The organism is Micromonospora sp. KC213 (assembly GCF_004348325.1).
In the GTDB taxonomy this organism is placed as follows: Bacteria; Actinomycetota; Actinomycetes; order Mycobacteriales; family Micromonosporaceae; genus Micromonospora.
In genome coordinates this window covers 15,677-38,877 of sequence record NZ_SMKF01000025.1, presented here as the reverse complement: position 1 = coordinate 38,877, position 23,201 = coordinate 15,677, and the positions used below count along the sequence as shown (strand labels likewise).

General features: G+C 72.8%; 20 protein-coding genes. 7 read left to right on the top strand and 13 right to left on the bottom strand.

Annotated features, from left to right (window positions below):
• Nucleotides 1-24 precede the first annotated feature (24 nt).
• Both E1166_RS08645 and E1166_RS08640 read right to left on the bottom strand, forming a co-directional pair.
• Entirely contained in the window at nucleotides 25-1,179 is a 1,155-nt protein-coding gene (locus E1166_RS08645; protein ID WP_132262278.1) for a HAMP domain-containing sensor histidine kinase, read from the bottom strand.
• 79 nt (nucleotides 1,180-1,258) lie between these two features.
• Nucleotides 1,259-1,927, bottom strand: coding sequence for a response regulator transcription factor (locus E1166_RS08640; protein ID WP_132337336.1), 669 nt, complete (start codon nucleotides 1,925-1,927; stop codon nucleotides 1,259-1,261).
• 215 nt (nucleotides 1,928-2,142) lie between these two features.
• Here E1166_RS08640 and E1166_RS08635 point away from each other — a divergent pair, with 215 nt between their 5' ends.
• Nucleotides 2,143-4,017, top strand: a complete 1,875-nt coding sequence (locus tag E1166_RS08635; RefSeq protein WP_132337334.1) for a hypothetical protein — start codon at nucleotides 2,143-2,145, stop codon at nucleotides 4,015-4,017.
• A gap of 455 nt (nucleotides 4,018-4,472) precedes the next feature.
• Here E1166_RS08635 and E1166_RS08630 read toward each other — a convergent pair whose 3' ends face one another.
• Entirely contained in the window at nucleotides 4,473-6,518 is a 2,046-nt protein-coding gene (locus E1166_RS08630) for a hypothetical protein (RefSeq protein ID WP_243710250.1), read from the bottom strand.
• A 201-nt stretch (nucleotides 6,519-6,719) separates the two neighbouring features.
• Between E1166_RS08630 and E1166_RS08625 the strand changes: the two genes are divergently transcribed.
• A complete protein-coding gene (locus E1166_RS08625) occupies nucleotides 6,720-7,916 on the top strand; it encodes a hypothetical protein (RefSeq protein ID WP_132337354.1) in 1,197 nt (398 codons plus the stop codon).
• 111 nt (nucleotides 7,917-8,027) lie between these two features.
• Here the strand turns inward: E1166_RS08625 and dxs are convergent, their stop codons facing one another.
• Genes dxs through E1166_RS08610 form a run of 3 tightly spaced genes read right to left on the bottom strand, consistent with a single transcriptional unit; the run spans nucleotide 8,028 to nucleotide 13,326 of the window.
• Nucleotides 8,028-9,980 (bottom strand): 1-deoxy-D-xylulose-5-phosphate synthase, encoded by a 1,953-nt coding sequence (gene dxs, locus E1166_RS08620; RefSeq protein WP_132337332.1) that lies wholly within the window; start codon nucleotides 9,978-9,980, stop codon nucleotides 8,028-8,030.
• A gap of 11 nt (nucleotides 9,981-9,991) precedes the next feature.
• On the bottom strand, nucleotides 9,992-11,287 hold the full coding sequence (locus E1166_RS08615) for a TRAM domain-containing protein (protein ID WP_132337330.1): 1,296 nt from the start codon (nucleotides 11,285-11,287) through the stop codon (nucleotides 9,992-9,994).
• Nucleotides 11,284-13,326 (bottom strand): APC family permease, encoded by a 2,043-nt coding sequence (locus tag E1166_RS08610; RefSeq protein ID WP_132337328.1) that lies wholly within the window; start codon nucleotides 13,324-13,326, stop codon nucleotides 11,284-11,286. The genes E1166_RS08615 and E1166_RS08610 overlap by 4 nt, the downstream gene beginning before the upstream one ends.
• A 163-nt stretch (nucleotides 13,327-13,489) precedes the next feature.
• On the opposite strand from E1166_RS08610, the gene E1166_RS08605 reads away from it, so the two are divergent.
• Entirely contained in the window at nucleotides 13,490-14,155 is a 666-nt protein-coding gene (locus E1166_RS08605; protein ID WP_132262260.1) for a TrkA family potassium uptake protein, read from the top strand.
• Between the two features lie 3 nt (nucleotides 14,156-14,158).
• Entirely contained in the window at nucleotides 14,159-14,848 is a 690-nt protein-coding gene (locus E1166_RS08600; RefSeq protein WP_132337326.1) for a TrkA family potassium uptake protein, read from the top strand.
• A 14-nt stretch (nucleotides 14,849-14,862) separates the two neighbouring features.
• Here E1166_RS08600 and E1166_RS08595 read toward each other — a convergent pair whose 3' ends face one another.
• The 4 genes from E1166_RS08595 to dut all read right to left on the bottom strand — a co-directional run bounded on the left by E1166_RS08595 (nucleotide 14,863) and on the right by dut (nucleotide 17,323).
• Nucleotides 14,863-15,546, bottom strand: a complete 684-nt coding sequence (locus E1166_RS08595; RefSeq protein ID WP_132337324.1) for a DUF3159 domain-containing protein — start codon at nucleotides 15,544-15,546, stop codon at nucleotides 14,863-14,865.
• Nucleotides 15,543-15,923, bottom strand: coding sequence for an OB-fold nucleic acid binding domain-containing protein (locus tag E1166_RS08590; RefSeq protein ID WP_132262254.1), 381 nt, complete (start codon nucleotides 15,921-15,923; stop codon nucleotides 15,543-15,545). The genes E1166_RS08595 and E1166_RS08590 overlap by 4 nt, the downstream gene beginning before the upstream one ends.
• Nucleotides 15,924-16,092: 169 nt before the next feature.
• A complete protein-coding gene (locus tag E1166_RS08585) occupies nucleotides 16,093-16,764 on the bottom strand; it encodes a DUF3710 domain-containing protein (protein ID WP_132337322.1) in 672 nt (223 codons plus the stop codon).
• 25 nt (nucleotides 16,765-16,789) lie between these two features.
• A complete protein-coding gene (gene dut / locus E1166_RS08580; protein ID WP_132337320.1) occupies nucleotides 16,790-17,323 on the bottom strand; it encodes a dUTP diphosphatase in 534 nt (177 codons plus the stop codon).
• A gap of 90 nt (nucleotides 17,324-17,413) precedes the next feature.
• Here dut and E1166_RS08575 point away from each other — a divergent pair, with 90 nt between their 5' ends.
• Nucleotides 17,414-17,908 carry a DUF3093 domain-containing protein gene (locus E1166_RS08575; protein ID WP_132337352.1) on the top strand — a complete coding sequence of 165 codons (495 nt, stop codon included), beginning with the start codon at nucleotides 17,414-17,416 and terminating at the stop codon, nucleotides 17,906-17,908.
• A 3-nt stretch (nucleotides 17,909-17,911) separates the two neighbouring features.
• On the opposite strand, the gene E1166_RS08570 is transcribed toward E1166_RS08575, so the two are convergent.
• Nucleotides 17,912-18,835 (bottom strand): hypothetical protein, encoded by a 924-nt coding sequence (locus E1166_RS08570; RefSeq protein ID WP_243710249.1) that lies wholly within the window; start codon nucleotides 18,833-18,835, stop codon nucleotides 17,912-17,914.
• Between the two features lie 130 nt (nucleotides 18,836-18,965).
• Nucleotides 18,966-19,262, bottom strand: a complete 297-nt coding sequence (locus E1166_RS08565; RefSeq protein ID WP_046565779.1) for a DUF4193 domain-containing protein — start codon at nucleotides 19,260-19,262, stop codon at nucleotides 18,966-18,968.
• A 423-nt stretch (nucleotides 19,263-19,685) separates the two neighbouring features.
• Between E1166_RS08565 and E1166_RS08560 the strand changes: the two genes are divergently transcribed.
• Complete coding sequence (locus E1166_RS08560) at nucleotides 19,686-20,201, top strand: LytR C-terminal domain-containing protein (RefSeq protein WP_207914106.1); 516 nt, start codon at nucleotides 19,686-19,688, stop codon at nucleotides 20,199-20,201.
• 56 nt (nucleotides 20,202-20,257) lie between these two features.
• Here the strand turns inward: E1166_RS08560 and E1166_RS08555 are convergent, their stop codons facing one another.
• Nucleotides 20,258-21,073, bottom strand: coding sequence for an inositol monophosphatase family protein (locus E1166_RS08555; RefSeq protein WP_132337314.1), 816 nt, complete (start codon nucleotides 21,071-21,073; stop codon nucleotides 20,258-20,260).
• Between the two features lie 286 nt (nucleotides 21,074-21,359).
• Between E1166_RS08555 and E1166_RS08550 the strand changes: the two genes are divergently transcribed.
• Nucleotides 21,360-22,958, top strand: a complete 1,599-nt coding sequence (locus E1166_RS08550; protein WP_132337312.1) for an RNA polymerase sigma factor — start codon at nucleotides 21,360-21,362, stop codon at nucleotides 22,956-22,958.
• Nucleotides 22,959-23,201: the final 243 nt, after the last annotated feature.

Here is a 23,201-nt window from a genome sequence, read left to right as displayed (position 1 = left end):
GTCTCCCGCTGCGCAGGGGCCGCTTCACGTCGCGGCCACCCCGTCCGCCGCCGGCAGGCTGACGGTCACCTCCAGCCCGCCGCCCCGCTGGGCGATGACCCGGACGGTCCCGCCGTGCGCGTCGCACACCGCCCGGACGATGGACAACCCCAGCCCGGAGCCGCGTGCCCCGGTCCGCTCCCGACCGCCGCGCCGGAACGGCTCGAACAGCCCCGGCACGTCGGCCTGGTCCACCTCGAACCCGGTGTTGCCCACCACCAGCCAGGACCGCTGCCCGTCCGTGCCGGTACGCACCCACAGCCGGCCGTGCAGGTGGTTGTAGCGGACCGCGTTCTCGATCAGGTTGCCGGCCAGCCGGTCCAACAGCCCCGGATCGCCGGTCACCGGGGCCGGCCTGAGCGAGGTCTGCACCCGCAGCCCGATCCGCTCCACCTCCCGAGCCATCGCCGACAGCGCGTTGGCCGTACCGGAGGCGAGGTCGCACTCGGTGCGGCGGGCCAGCCCCTGCCCGGCCTGGGCCTCACTGCGGGCCAACACCAGCAGTGCGTCGACCAGGCTGTTGGCCCGCTCGGAGGCGTCGCGCACCACGGTCGCCATCCGCCGGTACTCGCCGGTGTCCGCCTCGTCGTCGCTGAGCGTCACGTCGATCTCGGTCCGCATCACCGCCAGCGGGGTACGCAGCTCGTGTGAGGCGTTGGCGACGAACCGCTTCTGTGCCTCGAAGGCGGCGGCGATCCGGTCCAGCATCGCGTCGAACGTGCGGGCCAACTCGGCCACCTCGTCGTCCGCCCCGGACCAGCGGATCCGCTGGTCGAGGGTGGCCTCGCCGAGCCGGCGGGCGGTGGCGGTGACCTGGTGCAGCGGACGCAACGCCCGGCCGGCCACCAGGTACGCCCCGGCGACCCCGACCACGCTGATCACCAGCAACGCGAGCAGCCCTTTGACCAGCAGGTCCCGCGACGCGGCGTCGACCAGCTGGCGCTGCCAGACCGCCGCGTCCAGAGACCGGCCGTCGGCCAGCACCACGGTGGTGCCGGAGCGCAGCTCGTCGGTGGGGCGCAGCGCGTCGTGGACCAGCAGCCAGGCCAGCACCAGCAGGATCGCTCCGGCACCCACCAGCAGCACCCCGTTGAGCAGGGTCAACCGCAGCCGCAGGGTTGGCCGCAGCCGGCGGGTCACCGCGCCACCCCGGCCTGCGACCCGCGCGCCGGACGGACCGGTCCCCGCCAGGCGCGCACCGGGCGTCCCCGCCGGGCGCTCACCGGGCCTCCCCGGCGGCGCGGTAGCCGGCACCGACCACCGTCTCGATCAACGGCGGGTCGCCGAGCTTCTTGCGCAAAGTCATCACGGTCACCCGGACGATGGTGGTGAACGGGTCGGTGTTGGCGTCCCAGACGCGCTCCAGCAACTCCTCGCTGGAGACCACCGCGCCCCGCGCCTTGACCAGCTCGGCCAGCACGCCGAACTCCTTGTTGGTCAGGTCGACCGGCACCCCGGCCCGGGTGACCACCCGCCGCGCCGGGTCGATGACCACGTCGGCCAGCGTCAGCACCGGGGGCAGGGCGGGGGTGGCCCGCCGTCCGAGCGCCTGCACCCGGGCCACCAGCTCGTCGAAGGCGAACGGCTTGGGCAGATAGTCGTCGGCGCCCAGACCCAGCCCCTCGACCCGGTCGGCGACGCTGTCACTGGCGGTCAGCATCAGCACCCGGGTCAACGTGCCGGAGGCGGCCAGCTCGGCGCAGATCTGGTCGCCGTGCATGCCGGGCAGGTCCCGGTCCAGCACCACCACGTCGTACCGGGTGACGAAGGCCGCCTCGTGACCGGCGTCGCCGTCGTACGCCACGTCGACCGCCATCCCGCGTCTACGCAGCCCACGCGCGATCGCGTCGGCGAGGTTCCGCTCGTCCTCGACCACCAGCACCCGCATCCCGACCTCCTCGCCGACCTGCCCGACAACCTAGTGCCGCCGGCCAAACGTCGGTCACGCCCCACCCGCCGGGCGCCGGCGGTCAGCCGCCACACCCCGAACTGATCGGTGGACCGCGAGCAGACCAGGGTCCGGCCGCCCGGTGGAAACACTCCCCCTGCGCGCCGGCCACGGGCCGAAAGGAGGGCCAGTCGCCGCCTGTACGATGGCCCGTCGTGGCTGTGCCGGTGGTTGATCCCTCGCTGAACCCGACGTCCGCACCGGAGGCGGTGGCGGCCGAACCGACCCGACGGCCCCGGTGGCGGCCCCGACGGGCCGACGTGCTGGCCATCGGAGCCTACGTGCTGCTGGGCGTCTTCGTGTGCCTGAACTACTGGATGGACGTGCAGCACCGGGTCTCCTCGCACCTTCCGACCGACCACAGCTGGTTCGAGTGGCTCTTCTCGCACGGCGCGTACTCGGTGCGGCACCTGGAGAACCCGCTGTTCAGCATGCGGCAGAACGCCCCGGACGGGGTGAACATGATCGCCAACACCTCGCTGCTGGGCATGACCATCCCGTTGGCGCCGGTCACCCTCCTGTTCGGGCCGCAGGTGACCTACGCGCTCTACCTGGGTGGGGCGCTCGCCGCGACGGCGGCCACCTCGTACTGGGTGCTCTCCCGGCACCTGGTGCGGTCGCGGGCCGGCGCGTTCGTCGGCGGCGCTTTCCTCGGTTTCGCCCCGGGCATCGTGCACCACGCCAACGGGCAGCCGAACTTCGTCTCCAACTTCCTGCTGCCGCTGATCGTGGCCCGGGTGCTGCGCCTCGGGCGGGACGGCCGGTGGCGGCGCGACGGGGTGGTGCTGGGCCTGCTGGTGGCGTACCAGATCTTCATCAACGAGGAGATGCTGCTGCTCACCGCGCTGGCCTGCCTGGTGATCGTGGTGGCGTACGCGGTGCAGCGACCGCGCGCCGCGCGCGAGCGCGCCGCCGGCTTCCTGGCCGCGCTGGGCCTGGGCGGCGGGCTGGCCCTGCTGCTGGCCGGCTACCCGATCTGGTTCCAGTTCAACGGCCCGCAGTCCTACCGTGGCCTGCAGGGCGGGGTGTTCCACAACTGGGGCGAGGACCTGATGGCCTTCGTCACCTTCGCCCGGGACACCGTGGCCGGCGACGAGGCGGTCGAGAAGACCATCGGCCTGACCGAGCAGAACACCTGGTTCGGCTGGCCGCTGGTGCTGGTCGCGCTCGCCGCCCTGGTGCTGCTCTGGCGGCGCTCGCTGGCCGCCCGGATCTGCGGGGTGCTGGTGGTGCTCTTCACCCTCGGCGCGATCGGCCCGAAGGTGCGTTTCAACGGGGTGGAGACCACCGTCGACGGCCCGTGGGCGTACATCTCGGACGACGTGCCGCTGGTGGAGATGATGATGCCGACCCGGCTCGCGCTGGTGACCACGGCGGCGGTCGGCGTGCTGCTGGCGCTGGCGTGGGACACGGCGGCCGGGTACGGCCGACGGCCGGCGCCGGCCCCCCGCCCGGCCGCCGAGGACGCCACCGGAGAAGCCCCGCCCGCCGTGCCGGCCCACCGCCGCTGGATCCGGCCGGTCGGGTACGCGGCCGTCGCCCTCGCCGTGCTGCCGCTGTTCCCGCGCCCGCTGCCGGCGCAGCACGTGGATCCCCCGCCGCGCTTCATCACCGCCGGCGGCTGGCGGCCGTACGTGCCGGCGGGGCGCACCCTGGTGCCGGTGCCCATCCCGAGCAACGTGCACGGCCTGTCCACGCTGCGCTGGAGCGCGCTGACCGGCCTTGAGTTCCCCGTGCCGGGCGGGTACTTCATCGGCCCGAACGAGAAGGGTGAGGGGGTCTTCGGCGCACCGAACCGGCCCACCAGCACGCTCATCTACACCACCATGGACGCCGGCCGGGTGCCCGAGCTGACCGAGGAGAACCGCCGCCAGGCAGTGGCGGACCTGCGGTTCTGGAAGGCGTCGGTGGTGGTGCTGGGCGACCATCCGCGCGAGGCGGTGTTGCGGGAGCTGATGACCGGCCTGCTGGGGCCGGCGCAGCGGGTTGACGACGTGTGGCTCTGGGACGTCCGCCCCCTGGTCGACTGACAGAGATGATGGTCATGAGGCACCTCTCGCCCGGGGTCTGACCAGGCGACGCGGAACGGGCTCAGCCGGTATCGGGCCGGCCGGGCGTGGGGTAACGCCGCCTGCGGATGAGGCAGGGGCTTGCTGCCCGCTGCAAACCTGACGACGTCAACGGATCAGGCACCCGGGCTGAACGGGAGCAGACCTGAGAGGGACCCACCCGGTCACCGCCGGACGGGGACTGCGCCGGCCCGGCGGCGACCTCCGAGCCGGTCAGCAAGGTGCTCCACCCGCTGGCGACGGATGCCGCCAACTCGGCCACGCCCGCCCCGATCCGTTTGCGTAGTCAGGTTCGTAGCGTCCGACGCCTGAAGCGCTACCTCGCCCGCGAGCCCTACCAGACCATCACATCACACAATCTTGAACTCGCAGCTTGACAACCATAGGAGCATCCCGCGCCCGGTGGGACGTACGGGTCAGGCCGCCGGGGTACGGGCCGACAACGGACGGACGTCCCACACCCAGACGTCCAGCTCCTTGCGGCCGGGGCCGACGAGCTGCTCGACGGTGTTGCGCAGCGGCTCGACGTGGTGCTGGCCGACCGGCAGGACCAGCACGGCGGCGTTCCAGTGGCGCAGCTCGTCCAGGCTGCGCCGACGCTGCCGGTCGTTGAGCTTCGGGGCCCGGCCGGTGGTCGCCACCTCGTTGAGCAGCTCGCCGATGCCGCTGGGCCGGCCGCCGAAGCGTCCGGGATCGCCGGTGTTGCCGTTGCGGGGGGCCAGGAAGTAGCCGCCGGGGATTTTGAAGTCGAGGTTGGTGGAGGCGGCCCAGCGCATGCCGTGGGTGTTGCCCATGCTCGGCACGGGCACCGGCACCAGCGTCTGGTCGGCACCGACGTACTCCCGCCACCGACCGGAGGTGATGAAGTCCGGCACGGGTGGGCGGGAGGTCACCTTCAGCGGCATCGGCACGATCGGCAGTAACGCCAGGACCAGCGCGGCCACCGTGACGGTCTTCGCGTGCCGCCATTCGGTGCCGCGCAGCGTCCAGGCCCGCTGCACGGCCAGCGCCAGCAGCATCCCGATCACCACGCTGGTGATCAGCCCGAACCGGGTCGGCACCACCGCGTCGAGCAGCGGCAACCGGACCAGCAGTTCCCACGGACCGGTGAAGAGCTCCCGGTCCCACCAGGACACCCGCTCGCCGAGGGAGAGCACGGCGAAGAAGAACCCGGTGATCGCGAGCGCCCGTACCAGCACCTCGCGACGCAGCCAGACCACGATGCCCACGGCGATCAGCGACAGGCTCCACCCGAAGAAGGCGTTCTCCTCCGAGTAGTTCGGGGCCAGGTTCACGTTGGCCCGCTCGTGGCCGCCGAAGGTCGGCGACCCGGGGGCGAAGAAGGCGGCGATGTCGTTGCCGTAGTCGCGGACCGCGTCGCTGAGCCCGTGGTACGCCATCGGCCCGGCGAACTGGATGTACAGCGGGTACGCCAGCAGGGAGCCCGCCACCAGGGTGCAGACCGGTAGCCCTTTGGCCAGCGGACGCCACGCCGCCGACCACAGCGCCGGACGCTGCGCCACCATCGCGATGAGGAAGACGCCGCAGGCCAGCGCGGTGAAGAGCAGGATCTCCTCGTTGATGAACGCCTGGACGGTGACCAGCAGGGCGAGCAGCGCGCCGTCGCGTACCGGGCGGGTCGAGCGGGTCAGCACCATCACCCGCCAGACGATGAACGGCAGCAGCCACTGCGAGATGATGTTGGGGTGCCAGCTGGCGTGCGACAGCATGGCCGGTGAGAAGCCGCAGAACCAGCCGCCGACCGCGGCGGCCAGTCGGCGGCGGACGAGGTGCCGGGAGAAGACGTGGTACCAGGCCGACGCGGTGCCGGCGAGCGCCGCGGTGACCAGCACCACGAACGACACGGCCGGTCCGAACAGCAGGGTGATCGGCACCATCGGGATGCCCAGCGCCAGCACGGCCGTGTTGGCCATCAGGTTGACGCCGTCGGGATAGTTGAACTGGTCGGTGTAGAACGGGAACTCGCCGTGCAGCACCACCCGTACCGAGTGGGCCATGAAGAACTGCACCTGCGCCGGGTCGCTGCTGTAGAGGGACGCGACCCGACCGGCCGGGTCGACCCAGATCTGGCTGGTCACCCAGAACGCGACGAGCAGGAAGGTGCCGTAGACGGCGAGATCCTTGCGCCGGGCCGTCCAGCGCCAGCGCCAGGAGCGCCGGGCCGCCGTCGCGCCGTCGCCCGCCGTCGGGTCCGGCCGTTTCCCGGGTACGCCGACCGTCCGGCCGCCACCGTCCGGCGCGTCGGTCGTCGGGGCGGTCGTGGGCGCGTCGGTCACCGGGGCGGTGGCCGTGGGCGAGGTGGTCCGGCCCCGTGCAGGGGCGGTGTCGAGCGGGGACGCCACCGGTGGTGGCACCGTCACGGTGGCGGTGGCGCCACGGCCGAGGCCGGTGGAGCCGTCGGGGTCCGGTGCGGAGGCGGCACGGGGCTCGACAGACGTCACAGTCGGCGGAGTCTACCGGAGCCGATAAATCCGCCGAAATCCACGCCCGTGTCCCTTGTGACCATTCGACGCGGCCTCCGGAGCAGCACCCGGGCGGACGCGATCCAAGGTCGGGCCAGATCAGCCGATTCAGCCATCGGCGCGGCCGTTGCGTACCATGTGGCTTCCGACAACGACGGCGAGGCGATCGGGGGCGTACAGGTGGGGTCAGTCCGCCGCTGCGGCACGACGGTCACCGCACTGCTGGCCCTGGTGCTGGCGGTGACCGCGTGCGGTCCGATCGCCGAGCGTCAGGCTCGCCAGCTACGGATGGGCTACGACAGTCTGGACGGCACACTGCCGGTCTGGCCGCCACGCGGCTCGCTCGCCGAGGACACCGCCGCGACCGACGCGGTGACCGAGGCGGTTCGCGCCTGGCGGTCCCCGATCGGGGACCGTGCCCACCTGCCCTCCTCCGGCATCCTCTGGTCCGGCGAGGTCGGCGGGGCCCCGCTGGCGCTGGTCGCCGCCGAGGTGCCCGGTGAGGCGGCGTCCTGGCTGCTGCAGCTCGCCGGCTCCGGTGGCCGGTACGCCGTGGACCGGGCCACCGAGTACACCGATCGCGGCTACCTCGCCTACGCCGACGTGCTGCCGGTGCCGTCGGCTGACGGACGCCGTTACCTGGTCTCCAACCGGGTGCAACGGCTGCTCGGTCCGGACGGGCGCGCCCTGCGGATCACCGACGGTCTCACCGCGCCGGTCGCCGTGCCCGAGTGCGCGGCCGTGCCGGTGACCGCGACGTTGCGCCGTACCGAGTCGCTGCCGCGCGGGCGGGCCGCCGACCGGCTGCTCGACCTGGGCACCGCGACCAGCGACCCGCGTCACCCGCTGGTCCGCGACGAGACCGGTTCGGGCAGGCGGGCGCTGAACGGGTTGGACACCTGCGTGCTGGCCGGCGAGCGAGGACCGTTCGGCAGCATTCCCCGCCGCATCGGCGACCGGGACGCCCCGGCGTCGGTGCCGGAGTCGTGGCCGATGGAGAAGCTGGCCGTGCGGGGCATCGGCGAGATGGCGCTCGGCGGCGGCGACGACCCGGGTGACCTGGAGCAGCTGAGTTGGGAGAGCGACGCCGGCACGATGACGGCGGTGATCTACCGCCCGGCCGGTGGCGGCACCCCGGTGGTCTCCCCCGCCGACCGGTCCAACCCGTTGCAGGCGTACCCGCTGCCGGTGCCGGGGCAGCCGCTGGTGGTGCTCACCTGGCGCAGCAGCCGGGACTCGTCCCTGTCGGTGCCGCCCGGCACACCCCGCCTGGTGGACCGCCCCGGCCTGGTGGTCGTGCCGATGCCCGCCGCGAAGCAGTCGTTCAGCCTGGCCACCGCGGAGAAGACCCACTACCGTTCCGTCGGCGGCCGCTGACCCTCCCGGCGGCATGGGCCGTCCGGTGGCCGCCGCCGCAGCGCAACCCGCCCCGAGGCACGCCTGACGGGCGGCCCCGGGCGCACCGGGACCGCCCGTCAGGCGTACGGGTCAGCGGGCGCTGGCGTCGCGGGCCGGAAGGTGGACCGGCTCGACGGGCGTGGTGTCCAGGCCGGAGATCCAACCGGTGACGTCCCGGGCCACGTCCTGGGCGGTGAGGCCCAGGTCGGCGAGGATCTGCGCGCGGGTGCCGTGCGGGTGCCAGTCGGCGGGCACGCCGAGGTCGCGCAGCGGCACCCGGACGTCGGCGTCGCGCATCGCCTGAGCCAGCGCGTCGCCGACCCCGCCGACCCGGACGCCGTCCTCGACGGTGACCACCAGCCGGTGCGCGGCGGCCAGCTCGACCAGCTCCGCCGGGACCGGACGCACCCAGCGCGGGTCGACCACGGTCACGCCGTAGCCCTGCTCGGCGACCCGGGCGGCGACCTGCACGCCGAGGCCGGCGAACGAGCCGACCGCGACCAGCAGCACGTCGGTCCGTGCCGACTCGGCCAGCACGTCGACCGTGCCGATCCGGCGCAGGGCCGGCAGGTCGGCGGCGACGGTACCGGTCGGGAAGCGCAGGATCGTCGGGCCGTCGTCGACGGCGACCGCCTCACGCAGCTCCTCGCGGAGGCTGGCGGCGTCCCGGGGTGCGGCGATCCGCAGACCCGGCACCACCCCGAAGACCGACATGTCCCAGATGCCGTAGTGGCTCGGCCCGTCCGGCCCGGTGATACCGGCCCGGTCCAGCACGAACGTCACCGGCAGCCGGTGCATCGCCACGTCCAGCAACACCTGGTCGAAGGCGCGGTTGAGGAAGGTCGCGTAGACCGCGACCACCGGATGCAGACCGCCCATCGCCAGGCCGGCGGCCGAGGTGGCGGCGTGCTGCTCGGCGATGCCCACGTCGTACACCCGCTCCGGATACTTGCGGGCCAGGGTGGCGATGCCGGTGGGCTCGGCCATCGCGGCGGTGATGCCGACCACGTCGGGTCGCTCGTCGGCGATCGTGACCAGCTCGTCGGCGAAGACGTGGGTCCACTTCACCGACGGGGCGGCGAGCAGCTTGCCGGTCTCGACGTCGAAGGCGCCGCCCGGGCCGTGCAGGCAGTCCGCCTCGTCCTCCTCGGCCGGGCGGTAGCCGTAGCCCTTGCGGGTGACCGCGTGCACGATCACCGGGCCGCCGAAGTTCTTCGCCGCGCGCAGCGACGACTCGACGGCGGCGAGGTCGTGCCCGTCGACCGGGCCGACGTACTTGATGCCCAGGTCCTCGAACATCGCCTGCGGGGCGACCGCGTCCTTGATGCCCTTCTTGACCGCGTGCAGCACCTCGTACATCGGCTTGCCGACGAACGGCGTGTTGCCGAGGGCGTCCTTGACGGTGTCCAGGACCTTCTCGTAGCCGGGGTTGAGCCGCAGCGAGGAGAGGTGGTCGGCGAGCCCGCCGATGGTTGGCGAGTAGGACCGGCCGTTGTCGTTGACCACGATGACCAGCGGGTTGCCGGCGGTGGCGATGTTGTTCAACGCCTCCCAGCACATGCCGCCGGTCAACGCGCCGTCGCCGACCACGGCCACCACGGCGCGCTGCTCGCCGCGCAGCGCGTACGCCTTGGCCAGCCCGTCGGCGTACGACAGGGCGGTGGAGGCGTGCGAGTTCTCGACCAGGTCGTGCTCGCTCTCGGCCTGGCTCGGGTACCCGGAGAGGCCGCCGCGCTGGCGGAGCTTGTCGAAGCCCTCCTGCCGACCGGTGAGGATCTTGTGCACGTACGCCTGGTGGCCGGTGTCGAACAGGAGCCGGTCCCGGGGAGAGTCGAAGACCCGGTGCATGGCCAGGGTCAGCTCCACCACACCGAGGTTGGGGCCGACGTGCCCACCGGTGCGGGACACCTTGGCGATCAGGAAGTCACGGATCTCGGCGGCGAGGATGTCCAGCTGCTCGGCGGTCATCCGCTTCACGTCCTGCGGCCCGCGCACCGCGTTCAGCAGCCGACCGTGGTTGGCCGTACCCTCTTCAACACTCATGACCGGAGAGTCTATCGGCCACGCGACACTCCGCGACCCGACGGTGGATCATCACCGGGCAGGAACAGCCCGACCAGCTCGACGTGCTGGGTCATCGGGAACAGGTCGTATCCGCGCAGGGCGGCGAGCCGCCAACCGGCCGCCGTGACGGTGCGCACGTCCCGCGCGAAGGCGGCCGGATCGCAGGCCACGTACGCCACCGCCCGTGGCCCGGCGGCCAGCAGGGCGCGCACCACCGCCGCGCCCGCGCCGGAGCGCGGCGGGTCGAGCACCACGACGTCGACCGGGCCGGTGATCCGGCGGCGGGCCAGCGCGGTCTCCACCCGAGCCGCCACCACCTCCACCTGCGGCAGGTCACCCAGGTTCTCCCGGGCCGCGGCGACACCGTCCCCGGCCGCCTCGACCAGGACGACCCGACCGGCGTCGCCGACCCGACCGGCCAGAGCCGCCGCGAACAGCCCGGCGCCACCGTAGAGGTCCCAGGCGCGCTCCCCCGGCTGCGGGTCGGTCAACTCCAGCACCGCGTCGATGAGGGTGTCCGCCGCCGCCGGGTGGACCTGCCAGAACGCCGTCGCGGGCAGCGACCACTCCCGGCCGGCGGCGCGCTCGCGGACCCGGTCGGGTCCGCGCACCGCCGCGGTGGCCCCCTCGGTGACGGTGGCGACGGTGACGTCGCCGCCGGTGGAGGCGACCGTCTCCACCGCCTCCGCGTCCGGCCAGCGCGCGCCGGACCCGGTGAGCACCGGCAGCTCCTGGATCGCCGGGTGGGCGATCAGGCAGCGGTCGATCGGCACCACCTCGTGCGAGCGGTGCTTGAGCAGTCCGGCCCGGCCGGCGGCGTCGACCGCGTACCGGACCCGGGAGCGCCAGCCGAGCGGCCCGCCGGGCAGCGCCGCGACGGTGACGCCGAGCGCGTCGACCTGCGCGCCGGTGAGCCCACCGAGGCGGGTGAGCTGCTCGCGCACCACCTCGGTCTTCCAGCGCAGTTGGCCGGCGGGCGTGACGTGTTGCAGGTCGCAGCCGCCGCAGCGGCCCGGTTTCGCGTACGGGCAGGGCTGCTCGACCCGGTCGGGGGCGGCGTCCAGGATCTCGACGGCCTCGGCACGGGCGAACCCCCGGTGCAGTTCGGTGACCTCGGCGACCACCCGCTCGCCGGGCAGCGCGTGCCGGACGAAGACGACCTGCCCGTCGAACCGGGCCACGCAGTGCCCGCCCGGGGCGACCGCGTCCACGGTCAGCTCGACGCGTTCGGCCTCCTCCAGCCCGGGCCGCCCGGCCCCGGTCGGCGCCGGGCGTCGGGTGGTCACCGGCCGTCCCCGTCGCTCGGGCCGGTGTCGCCCGGCGGCAGCGCGCCACGAGGCACCACCCGGGGTCCCCGGGCCGGGGTCCGGGTCAGGTTCTCGTCGAGGCGGTCCAGGTTCTTGTTGGCGGTGGAGGCGAGCTGCCACGGCACGCTGGTCACCATCACGCCCGGCTCGAAGAGCAGCCGCCCCTTGAGGCGCAGCGCGCTCTGGTTGTGCAGCAGGTTCTCCCACCAGCGGCCGACGACGTACTCGGGGATGAAGACCGTGACCACGTCGCGGGGCGACTCCCGGCGGGTGTTGGCGACGAAGTTCAGCACCGGCCGGGTGATCTCCCGGTACGGGGAGTCGATCACGGTGAGCGGGACGGGCAACTCCCGCCGTTCCCACTCCTGCTGGAGCTGGCGGGTGTCCTTCTCGTCCACGTTGACGGTGACCGCGGTGAGGGTGTCCGGCCGGGTGGCCCGGGCGTACGCGATGGCCCGCAGGGTCGGCTGGTGCAGCTTGCTCACCAGCACGATGGCGTGGTTGCGGGCGGGCAGCACTCCCCGGACCTCGGTCGGTTCCAGTTCCTCGGCGACCCGGTCGTAGTGCCGGCGGATGGCGAGCATCAGCACGTAGATCACCCCCATCGCGGCGATGGCGATCCACGCGCCGAGCAGGAACTTGGTGGCCAGCACGATGACCAGCACCGTCCCGGTCATCGCCATGCCGAACGTGTTGATCGCCCGGGAGCGCAGCATCCGCCGGCGGGCCCCCGGGTCCCGCTCACGGCTCAGGTGCCGATTCCAGTGCCGGATCATCCCGGCCTGGGAGAGCGTGAAGGAGACGAACACCCCGACGATGTAGAGCTGGATGAGCCGGGTGACCTCGGCCTGGAAACCGACGATGAGCACGATCGCGAAGACGGCGAGGAAGACGATGCCGTTGGAGAAGGCCAGCCGGTCGCCCCGGGTGTGCAGCTGGCGGGGCAGGTAGCGGTCCTGCGCCAGGATCGAGCCGAGCACCGGGAACCCGTTGAACGCGGTGTTCGCGGCGAGGAAGAGGATCAGGGCGGTCATCGCGGCGACCACGTAGAGCAGCAGCGAGCCGGCACCGAAGACGGTCTCGCCGAGCTGGGCGGTGACGGTCTTCTGCACGTACCCCTCGGGGCCGGAGATGATCTGCAGGTTCGGGTCCTCGACGAACTGCAGTCCGGTCAGCCGGGACAGCCAGATGATGCCGACCAGCAGGGTCACCGAGATGGTGCCGAGCAGCAGCAGCGTGGTCGCCGCGTTGCGGCTCTTGGGGGCCTTGAAGGCCGGCACGCCGTTGGAGATGGCCTCCACGCCGGTGAGCGCGGCGCAGCCGGAGGAGAAGGTGCGCAGCAGCAGGAAGACCAGGGCGAAGCCGGTCACGCTGTGCTCGGCCTGAATCTCCAACCCGGCGCTGGGGGCTTGCAGGTCCTCGCCGAGCACGAGCACGCGGATCAACCCGGTCGCGATCATGCCGACCATCACGATGACGAAGCCGTAGGTCGGGATGGCGAAGGCCCGACCCGACTCGCGCAGGCCCCGCAGGTTCATCGCGGTCAGCAGCACCACCGCGCTGACCGCGATGAGCACCTTGTGGGTGGCGACGAAGGGCACCACCGAACCGAGGTTGGCCACTCCGGAGGAGACCGAGACCGCGACCGTGAGGACGTAGTCGACCAGCAGGGCGCTGGCCACCGCCAGGCCGGCCCGGGGACCGAGGTTGACCGTGGCCACCTCGTAGTCCCCGCCGCCCGAGGGGTACGCGTGCACGTTCTGCCGGTAGCTGGCCACCACGGTCAGCATCACCACGACGACCGCCAGCGCGATCCACGGCGAGAAGAAGTACGCCGACGCGCCCGCGATGGAGAGCGTCAGCAGGATCTCGTCCGGGGCGTACGCGACACTGGAGAGGGCGTCGGAAGCGAAGACCGGCAACGCGATGCGCTTCGGCAGGAGGGTGTGCTGGAGCCGGTCGGACCGGAACGGTCGACCGACGAGCAGCCGCTTCAGCAGCGAGGTGGGACTGGCCACAAGCGCTAAGGGTACGGCCACCCCGTGCTGGCCCTCAGGGGTGCCTGAGCAGATGCCGCAGGCCGACGCGGTACCGTTCGGTCCCCCGCCGTCGCGCGGGACGTGGCAGGCTCGGTTGTCGACGTCTGCGCCGTCGACGGGGACGCACCTTGGGAGGGACACCGTGCATGTCGTGATCATGGGCTGTGGCCGGGTCGGGTCGACCCTCGCCCACAGCCTGGAGTCCCGGGGCCATTCGGTGGCGGTGATCGACCACGACGCCGACGCCTTCCGCCGGCTCGGCCCCGACTTCGCCGGCGTCACGGTCACCGGGGCCGGCTTCGACGGCGACGTGCTGCGCCAGGCCGGCATCGAGCGGGCCGACGCCTTCGCCGCGGTCTCCAGCGGCGACAACTCCAACATCATCTCGGCCCGGCTGGCTCGCGAGACGTTCGGCGTCTCCCGGGTCGCGGCGCGCATCTACGACCAGCGCCGGGCCCAGGTGTACGAGCGGTTGGGCATCCCGACCGTGGCGACCGTCCGCTGGACGGCCGACCGGATACTGCGGCAACTGGTGCCGGAGGGGAATGTGGAGATCTTCCGCGACCCGACCAGCACCGTCTCGATCATGGAGGTTGCGGTACACCGGGACTGGGTGGGCCGGCCACTGCACCAGCTGGAGGAGGCGACCGGGGCCCGGGTGGCCTATCTCACCCGGTTCGGCATCGGCACGCTCCCCACGGCCTCCACCGTCGTGCAGGAGGGTGACCAGCTCCACGTGCTGGTCACCGACGACATCGCCGCCTCGGTCACCGCGGTGGCCGCGGCACCGCCCGAAGGAGGGCACTGAGCCATGCGCATCGCCATCGCCGGCGCCGGGAACGTGGGCCGCTCGATCGCCCAAGAGCTGATCGAGAACGGCCATCAGGTGATGTTGATCGAGCGCCAGCCCCGGATGCTGCGCCCGGACCGGGTGCCGGCCGCGGACTGGGTGCTGGCCGACGCCTGCGAGCTGACCAGCCTGGAGGAGGCCAACATCGCCGGCTGCGACGTGGTGGTGGCGGCGACCGGCGACGACAAGGTCAACCTGGTGGTCTCGCTGCTGGCCAAGACCGAGTTCGCGGTGCCCCGGGTGGTCGCCCGGGTGAACCGGGCCGAGAACGAGTGGCTCTTCACCGAGCAGTGGGGCGTCGACGTGGCGGTCAGCAAGCCACGGGTGATGGCCGCCCTGGTCGAGGAGGCGGTAACCGTCGGCGACCTGGTCCGGTTGATGACCTTCCGACAGGGCGAGGCGAATCTGGTCGAGATCACGCTGCCGCCGACCGCACCCTACGTCGGCCAGCCGATCCACGCGGTGCCGATTCCCCGCGACGCCGCCCTGGTGGCCATCGTCCGCGGCAAGCGGGTGCTGGTGCCGAGCCCCGACGACCCGATCGAGGCCGGCGACGAGTTGGTTTTCGTCTGCACCGCCGACGTCGAGGACGACGTCCGCGCCGTCATTCTCGGGCCGGACAGCGTGGAGCGGACCCGCGCCAACGGCTGAGCCGCCGCGGGTGGTCAGGCGCCGGGAACCGGCTGTGCCGCGGTCCGCCGGGTCTCCCGGCGGACCACCCAGACGGTGATCAGCAGCAGCAGCGCGTACGGCGGGTACCCCAGCACCAGCCGGGCCACCCCCAGCGCGGTGTCCTGGTGGGCCAGGTAGAGCCCGGCCTGCACGCCCACCTTCGCCAGCCACACCACGCCCCAGAGCACGGTGAGCCCGGTGAAGGTACGCACCAGGCGCGGGTCGTCACGCCACTCGGAGCGCCCCTTGGCAACCAGCACCGACCAGATCCAGCCGACGATCGGCTGCCGGATCGCCGCCGAGACCAGCAGCGCCACCCCGTAGGCGATGCCGTAGAGGATGCCGGGGAGGTAGAAGTCCCGCTCGTCGCCGGTCCGCCAGGCGATGGCCGCGCCGATGGCGACGCCGAACAACCCGTTGACGGCGTGCCGGATCGGGCGCCGCTGAGCCAGCCGGACCACCGCGATCAGCATCGCGACAGCCACCGAGGCGATCACGGCGGGGCGCAGCTCGCCGATGATGTTCGCCACCACGAAGACGACCACCGGGACGCTGGACTCGACCAGCCCCCGCCAGCCGCCGAGCTGGTCGGCCATCTGTTCGGCGATGCTGGGCAGCTTCTCGTCGTCCGCGGCGGCGGTACCCGGCTCGGCGGCCGAGGGGTGTCCGGTCGTCACTTCGGCGGCTCCAGCTCGTAGTACGGGTTGTAGATGACCTTGCGCTCGTCGCGGACGGCGACCCGGCCCCGGGCGGTCACGTGCCGCCCCGGCTCGATGCCGGCGATGTGCCGCCGGCCCAGCCAGACCAGTGTCACCACGTCGCTGCCGTCGTACAGGTCCGCCTCCAGCGTCGGTAGGTTCGTCCGGGGGGTGTAGACCACGGTACGCAGCCGCCCACTCACCGACACCACCTCGCCCCGGCAGCACTGCCGCGCCGGTGTGCCACCGGACTCGGCGCTCTCGCGCTGGAGCTCCTGCGCCTCGATCTCGGCCTCGCTCGCGGTGAACCGTCGCAGGATCCGCCGCAGCGACCCCCGGCTCTCGTCGGTCGACATGACCTCCGCGCCACCCTCTCCACGCTGGCCGGACGATCCTGGCGCCGGCCCCGTCCCGACAGCGTAGCCCGCTTCGCCGGAGCCGGCCCGTCCTCTCCCGCCGGACGGCGTCGGGCGCGACGCCGTCGGTGGACGACGCCGGGCCCGACGACAATGGGTGTGCCGCCGGTCAGGCCTGCCGTGGGGCGGGCGGCACGGCATCGTTCTCGGCGGTGTCCGCCTGGTCGGCGACCTCGCGGGGCAGCCGCAACGGCAGCGGCTCCCGGACCGGCTTCGCCTCCTGGCCGCGGTCGACCACGAGGCCCTCCAGGCACGCCGCGAGCGGCCCGGCGGCGGCCGGGTCGGTGGCAGCGGCACCCTGGTAGACGCCCCGGACCATCCAGCGGGGGCCGTCCACACCGACGAAGCGCAGGTCGGTCAGGCCGTCGGGGGTCCGCACCCGGGCATGCAGCTCGGTGCCGTACTCGCCCTGCACCTCCTGGGCGGCGGCGCCGTCGGCGAACAGGGACCGGCGGATCTCCTCGCGCACCTCGTCCCAGATGCCCTCGGACTTCGGCGCGGCGAAGACCCCGAGCTGGAGCGCGTTCTCCTCGTGCACCAGTACGACCTGCTGGATCACCCCCTGCGGGTCGGCCTGGACCCGGACCTCGACCCCCGGCACCGCCGGGACGTGCAAGCTACCCAGGTCGAGCCGCTGCACGCCGTCCGGCGCCTCGGAGATGTCGTAGGGACCGCGCGACGGGGCGCTCGCCCCCTCGGCGTCGTACGAGTCGGGGACCTCGGCGGCCCGCTCGGCACGGGCACGCCGCCCGTCACCGGCCCGCTTGCGGCTGAAGATCACTTCGCCCACCCTCCGCTGTTCGCACTCACCCTGCCACCTCTTCCGTCTGTCCGCCTGCCCGGTCGGCGAGCTGCGACCGCGCGGTCGGGTCGCCGACGGACTGCGTCAGCCCGGCGTGTCCCCCGGTCGAACCGTGTCCGCCGGTCCCGCGACGGGACCCGGGCAGCTCGGCCACCGGCCGGAAATCGACCCGCTCCACCCGCTGCACAACGAGCTGTGCGATGCGATCGCCACGGGAGATCTTCGCCGGTGTGTCCCGATCATGGTTGATCAGGTTCACGAGGATCTCACCCCGGTAGCCGGCGTCGACCGTACCGGGCGCGTTGAGCACCGTCACACCGAGTCTGGCCGCCAGCCCCGAGCGGGGATGGACCAGGCCCACGTACCCCTCGGGCAGCGCCAGCGCCACCCCGGTGGGGACCAGGGCCCGGCCGCCGGGAGGAAGCTCGACGTCCGCGGCGGCCACCAGGTCGGCACCGGCGTCGCCGGGGTGGGCGTACGCGGGCAACGGCAGCTGCGGATCGAGCTGACGCACGGGCACGGGTACGACGTGGGTCACGGTCTCCCTCTTCCGTCCGATTCGCGGAGTGACCCTGCCATCCTGCCCGGTGCGCGGCGGGTCGCGCGCCGTACCCTGGCAGGAGTGAGCCTGTCGTCTTCTGCGTCGTCGTCGGCGCCGCGCACCGCGGCGGCCGGGCGGTACTCCGAACGGCTCCGGCTGCCCTGGTGGTTCTGGCTGGCCGGTCTGGCGTTGGCCACGCTGCTCGCGTTCGAGGTGTGGATGGGTGCCTCCGGGGTCCGGTCGTGGCTGCCGTTCGTGGTGCTGCCGCCGGCCACCGCGGCGGCGCTGTGGTGGTGGGGCCGGGTCCGGGTGGAGGTGCGCGACGGGCAGCTCTGGGTCGACGACGCCCACCTGCCGGTGCGGTACGTGGCCGACGCGGTTCCGCTGGACGCGGCGGGGCGGCGGGAGGTGCTCGGCGTCGGCGCCGATCCGCTCGCGTTCGTGGTGCAGCGTCCCTGGGTGGCCGGCGCGGTGCAGGTGGTCCTGGAGGACCCGGCCGATCCGACGCCGTTCTGGGTGGTGAGCAGCCGGCGTCCGGCCGAGCTGGCCGGGGCGATCCTGGCCGCCCGGGACGCCGGCTGATTCTCAGGGCAGGGCGGGTCGCCCGCCGCCCAGCGCCGTACGCTGCCGCCGCAGGTCTGCTCGGAGCTGGTCGGCCAGGGCGCGGGTGGCCCGGCGGTTGAGGTAGCTGGCGACCGCCGCGCCGGTGAGGAACGGGCCGAGGGTGGTGAGGTTGCGGCCGAAGCGCCGCAGCAGGGTGTCCCGCAGTTCCTTGCGGGCCGCGGTGCCCAGCACCGCGCCGACACCCACCCCGGGCAGCATCGGGTTGATGCCCCGCTGGCTCGCCCAGGACTGCACCAGCGCCACCGTCCGCTGGGTGCCGCCGGTGGGCAGCGGCAGGCCGTACACCTCGTGCAGCTCACCGATCAGCTTCAGCTCGACCGCCACCACGGCGACGGTCTCGGCGGCCAGCAGCACCGGCGCGGAGAGCAGCGCGGGGGTGACGGCCCACTCCACCGCGGCCACCCCACCTCCGGCCGCGCCCACCCCGGCGGTGGCCCGGCTCGCGTTACGGACCAGCCGCTCGGCCAGCGCCTCGTCGTCCAGGCCGGGAAAGTGCCGGCGCAGGGTGGCCAGGTCGCGGATCGGCACGTGTGGCGCGATGTCGGCGATCGTGTCGCTCATCCAGCGCAGCGCGGCCCTGGGCTTGAACAGGTCGCCCAGCCCGCGTGAGCGGGCCTGGCCCACCAGCCGGGTGAGCAGTTGCCGCCGACGTGCCGGCTCGATGTCGTCGGCGGTCAGCGCCGCGACGGTCGCGCCCAGCTCGTCGTCGACGCGGTCGGTCCGGCCCGTTGTGGTCCCTTCGCCGGGCCGGTCGGCGCCGACCGCCGTCGCCCCCTCGTCGGGCCCCACGGCCGACCGGCTGGCCGGCGCCTCGCCGGCCGTGCCGTCCGGCTGCGTGTCGTCTCGAGGACCGTCCGCCCCGAACCGGCCCGTCCGTCCACTCATCCGCCCGACCTCCCGAGGTTGCGTCGGCGTGCCGACCGCCCGTCAACGAGTCAAGCAGCTTCCCGCCACGCGCGCACGGCAGCTCGGGCAGCGGCGGCCCCCGGTGAGGAGGCCGCCGCCCGGATCAGGGTCAGACGCACTCGCGGCAGATCAGTTCGCCGTTGCGCTCGACGGCGAGTTGGCTGCGGTGGTGGACCAGGAAGCAGCGGCCGCACCGGAACTCGTCCTGCTGCATCGGAAGGACCTTGACGGTCAGCTCCTCGTCGGCCAGGTCAGCGCCGGGCAGCTCGAAGCTCTCGGCCACCTCGGCCTCGTCGACGTCCACGGCACCCGACTGTGAGTCGACCCGCCGGGCCTTGAGCTCTTCCAGGCTGTCCTCGCCGAGGTCGACCTCGTCGCGACGCGGGGCGTCGTAGTCGGTGGCCATCGGTTCACTCTCCCATATCGATATTGTCGCTGCCGGTGTAACGCCGGGCGACGTTGTTTCGGTTCCCACTGGCCGGCCACCAATGTGTCGGTCACCCGACCCGACGGCCGTTCGGACCGGTGCCGCCAGAGGACTCCCCGGCGAGCGCGGAACCTTACCCCCCTACGGGCGAGGCATGTATACCGCCCTCGCGGCTGAGATGTACGCCCCAGCGCCCCGAGTTGTTCCCAATGTGACTCAGGCGACACGAAGATAGGGGTAGTAGTACCCGCTTCCCGGGTGGCGCGCCGGCATGTCGGACTGTTTCCACGCGACGGTCGGACACCCGTTAACCTCAGCGGCGTACCCGATGGCCGGTGGGTCCGACCGCCGACCGCCGCCACCCACCACTGTCCGGGGAGCGCCCAGATGAGCTTTGCGCGAGTGCGAGCACTCGTTGTCGTCGGTCTGCTGGCGGTCGTCGCCCTGGTCTTCGTGGTGGTCGCGATCGTCAAGGACAGCCAGAGCGGGGCGGGTGCCAACGGCGGCTGTCCCGAGGGCTGGCCACTGGCCGACGTGGCGCTGCGCGAGCGCAAGGACGTGAAGCTCAACGTCATCAACGGCACGGACCGCCCCGGCCTGGCCGGCGAGGTCGCCGACGAGTTCCGTAACCGGCAGTTCCAGGTGAAGAAGGTCACCGACCAGAAGAAGCAGGTCGACCGCGTGGCGGTGCTGCGGTTCGGCCCAAAGGGCGTGGGTTCGGCGCACCTGCTGCTGGCGTACTTCCTCGGCAACGCCGACACGAAGTTCGAGGTCGAGCGTCAGGACGACACGGTCGACGTGGTGCTCGGCAGCGACTTCCAGCAACTGGCCACCACCACCGAGGTCAATCAGTCCCTCGGCGATCTTGGCTCGCCGACCGCGCCGCCCGGCACCTGCCCGATGCCGGTCGGGAAGTGACCGCGGCGGCGGTGTCCCGGGACACCGCCGCCGGGGTGTTCACTCAGGCCGGACGGTCACGGGCCACCGGAGGCGTCCAGGGCGGCGAGCCGGTCGTGTAGCGGCGCGAACAGCGCCGGTGGCGCGGCGAGCACCAGGTCCGGCCCGGCCGGGCGGCCCGCCAGCCCGCCGACCCGCAGCCCCGCCTCGGCCGCGACCAGTCCGCCCGCCGCCAGGTCCCAGGCGGCCAGACCCTTCTCGTAGTACGCGTCGACCCGCCCCTCGGCGGCCAGGCACAGATCCAGCGAGGCGGCACCCAGGCGTCGGATGTCGCGCACGTGCGGGATCAACTCGGCGACCACCCGTGCCTGGTGCGCCCGCCGGGCCGAGTCGTAGCCGAAGCCGGTGGCGACCAGCGTCTGGCCGAGGTCGGTCTCGGTGGAGCAGCGCAGCCGTCGCCCGTCCCGCCAGGCCCCGCCGCCGGCGGTGGCGGTCCACTCCTCACCGGTGTACAGGTTGCGGACCACCCCGGCGACCATGTCGCCGTCGACCTCCGCGGCCAGCGAGACGGCGCAGTACGGGATGCCGTAGAGGTAGTTGACGGTGCCGTCGATCGGATCGACGATCCAGCGCACACCGGAGGAGCCCGCGCCCTCCCCCGCACCGTACTCCTCGCCCAGCACCGCGTCGTCCGGGCGGAGCTTGGCCAGGGTGTCGAGGACCTGCCGCTCCACCGCCCGGTCGGCGGCGGTGACCACGTCGGTGACGGTGGTCTTGGTCGCGGCGACCGAGACCCCCTCGGCGCGCATCCGGTACGCCGTCCGCGCCGCCTCCCGGGCGACGTCGACCGCGACCGCGAGCAGTTCCGTCGGCGCCGGCGCCGAACGAGTCATGATCCGTACCCCTTCCCGCGCGTCCGGGACCTGCCGCCGCACGCGTGGTTATCATCCTTACAAAGTCCACAACTGCGCCCAATCGGCGGTCCCGCCGCCGGTTCGCCGTGCGCCGCAGGATGATCGCCGCAGACGGCGTTACAATTCACCCTGCCCACGCGCCACGGACCGCCACCGACGGCCGGCCCGGGACACGGGGGTCTCTCAACGACATCGCCCGGCGTGGTGCCCCACGCTGCGCCGGACGACCCGGCCGTGCTCGCTCTTCGCCTCCGGAAGGTCATTCGTGACAGAACCCCGCCAGACCGGCGCCGACGTTCGCTCACTCACCGATACTCTGATCGCACACGCGCAGAGCGCCGGCGGCCAGTTGACGTCGGCGCAGCTCGCGCGCACCGTCGAGTCCGCTGAGGTGACCCCGGCCCAGGCCAAGAAGATCCTGCGGGCGCTCTCCGAGGCGGGCGTGACCGTGGTCGTGGACGGCTCGGCCAGCACCCGCCGTCGGGTCGCCGCCGCCCGGTCCGCCACGCCGGCGTCCCGGGCCACCACCGCCAAGACCACCAAGAAGGCCGCCGCGCCCGCTCCGAAGCAGGCGCCCGCCGCCGACGAGGCCCCGGCCCCCGCCCCGCGGAAGGCGGCGGCCCGCAAGGCCACCACCGCCGGGGTGGCCAAGGCCGTCGCGCCGGCCGCGAAGGCGACCCGATCCACCCGCGCCACCAAGGCGACCGTGGCCGCCGCCGACGCGACCAAGGCCGCCGGCAAGGTTAAGGGCGAGGGCGTCGAGGGCGACATCGATCCCGAGGAGCTCGCGGCCGAGATCGAGGACGTGGTGGTCGAGGAGCCGGCCGAGCTGGCCCAGGCCGCCGAGACCGACGCCGCCAACTCCGCCAGCGACAACGACTTCGAGTGGGACGACGAGGAGTCCGAGGCGCTCAAGCAGGCTCGCCGGGACGCCGAGCTGACCGCGTCCGCCGACTCCGTCCGGGCATACCTGAAGCAGATCGGCAAGGTGCCGCTGCTCAACGCCGAGCAGGAGGTGGAGCTCGCCAAGCGGATCGAGGCCGGCCTCTACGCCGCCGAGCGGCTGCGCGCGGCCGAGGAGGGCGAGGAGAAGCTCACCCGTGAGATGCAGCGCGACCTGCTCTGGATCTCCCGGGACGGCGAGCGCGCCAAGAACCACCTCCTGGAGGCCAACCTCCGGCTGGTGGTCTCGCTGGCCAAGCGCTACACCGGCCGGGGCATGGCGTTCCTCGACCTGATCCAGGAGGGCAACCTGGGCCTGATCCGGGCGGTCGAGAAGTTCGACTACACCAAGGGCTACAAGTTCTCCACCTACGCCACCTGGTGGATCCGCCAGGCGATCACCCGCGCCATGGCCGACCAGGCCCGCACCATCCGCATCCCGGTGCACATGGTCGAGGTGATCAACAAGCTCGGCCGGATCCAGCGCGAGCTGCTCCAGGACCTGGGCCGCGAGCCCACCCCGGAGGAGCTGGCCAAGGAGATGGACATCACACCGGAGAAGGTGCTGGAGATCCAGCAGTACGCCCGGGAGCCCATCTCGCTGGACCAGACGATCGGCGACGAGGGCGACAGTCAGCTCGGTGACTTCATCGAGGACTCGGAGGCCGTGGTGGCGGTCGACGCCGTCTCGTTCTCACTGCTGCAGGACCAGCTCCAGCAGGTCTTGCAGACGCTCTCCGAGCGCGAGGCGGGCGTGGTACGTCTGCGTTTCGGCCTGACCGACGGGCAGCCGCGCACCCTGGACGAGATCGGCCAGGTGTACGGGGTGACCCGGGAGCGGATCCGGCAGATCGAGTCGAAGACGATGTCGAAGCTCCGGCACCCGTCGCGCTCCCAGGTGCTGCGCGACTACCTGGACTGACCCCTTTCGTCAACTAAACGTGTCGGTTTGACCACCAGCCGTAGAACACCCAAAGGTGACCGGTCGATTACCCGCTTGTGATCGTTGACGTGGCACCCTTGGCACACGGCACACTGTCGTCCTGCCATGTGTGACCTCGGTCGCCCGGGGGCACACAGGGAAGGCAGGGCTTGGCAAGGGTGTTGCACGATGAGTGAGCAACGACCGAAGAGAGTGTTCATCGGTGACGACCAGAGGAGGAAG